1 protein-coding gene is annotated in these 1131 nt (G+C 56.9%); it reads right to left on the bottom strand.

From position 1 onward, the window contains the following. A partial coding sequence (locus ABLN87_RS22255) for an electron transfer flavoprotein-ubiquinone oxidoreductase (protein WP_353014294.1) occupies positions 1-1131 on the bottom strand: 1131 nt, incomplete at both ends.

Here is a 1131-nt window from a genome sequence, read left to right on the forward strand (position 1 = left end):
TACATATTAGGATAGTTCGGACCATCCCCACCCTGTGGCGTGGTCCAGGTGATGTTCTGGCTGGGGTCCTTGATATCGCAGGTTTTGCAGTGGACGCAGTTCTGAAAGTTGATCACGAATCGCGGGCCGTTTTCGTCTTCGACCACCTCATACACACCTGCCGGGCAGTAGCGCTGCGCCGGTTCGTCGAACTGAGGCAGGTTGACCTTTACCGGAACCTCTGGATCAGACAGGCGCAGATGGCAGGGCTGACTTTCCTCGTGGTTGGTCATCGCGAATGACACGTTGGTCAATCGGTCAAAAGACAGAACACCATCGGGTTTCGGGTAGTCAATGGGCTTGTGCTTGCTTGCATCCTCGGTCGCCTCGGCATCGTTCTTGCCGTGACCGATTGTGCCGAACAGCGAAAAGCCCAGCGTATTGGTCCACATGTCCAAACCACCCAGCATCAGTGAGGCGGTCAGGCCGTATTTCGACCAGATCGGCTTGACGTTGCGCACTTTCTTGAGGTCGCTGCCGATGGGCCCGCTTCGCACTTCGGTCTCGTAATCTGACAGCTCATCACCAGACCGCTCGGCCTTGATGGCTTCATAGGCAGCCTCGGCCGCGGCTTTGCCCGACAGCATGGCGTTGTGGTTGCCCTTGATGCGCGGCACGTTGACCATGCCTGCCGAGCAGCCCAGCAACGCCACACCCGGCGCGACCAGCTTCGGCATCGACTGGAACCCGCCTTCGGTGATCGCCCGCGCACCATACGCTACGCGCTTACCGCCTTTCAGCAGGTCAGAAACGACCGGATGATGTTTGAAGCGCTGGAATTCCATATAGGGGTACAGATGCGGGTTTTTATAGTTCAGATGAACCACAAAGCCGACATAGACCTGATTGTTTTCAAGGTGATAGATGAACGATCCACCACCTGCGTTGCTGCCCAGCGGCCAGCCCATGGTGTGCGTGACGCTGCCTTCCTTGTGCTTGGAAGGATCGACCTCCCAAATCTCTTTCATGCCGACGCCGTATTTCTGCGGCTCTTTGCCAGCAGACAGGTCGTATTTGGCGATGACTTCTTTGGACAGTGACCCGCGCACACCTTCCGACAGGAAGACATATTTGCCGTGCAATTCCATGCCT

This window comes from Ruegeria sp. SCP10 (assembly GCF_040329495.1).
Taxonomy (GTDB): Bacteria; Pseudomonadota; Alphaproteobacteria; order Rhodobacterales; family Rhodobacteraceae; genus Ruegeria.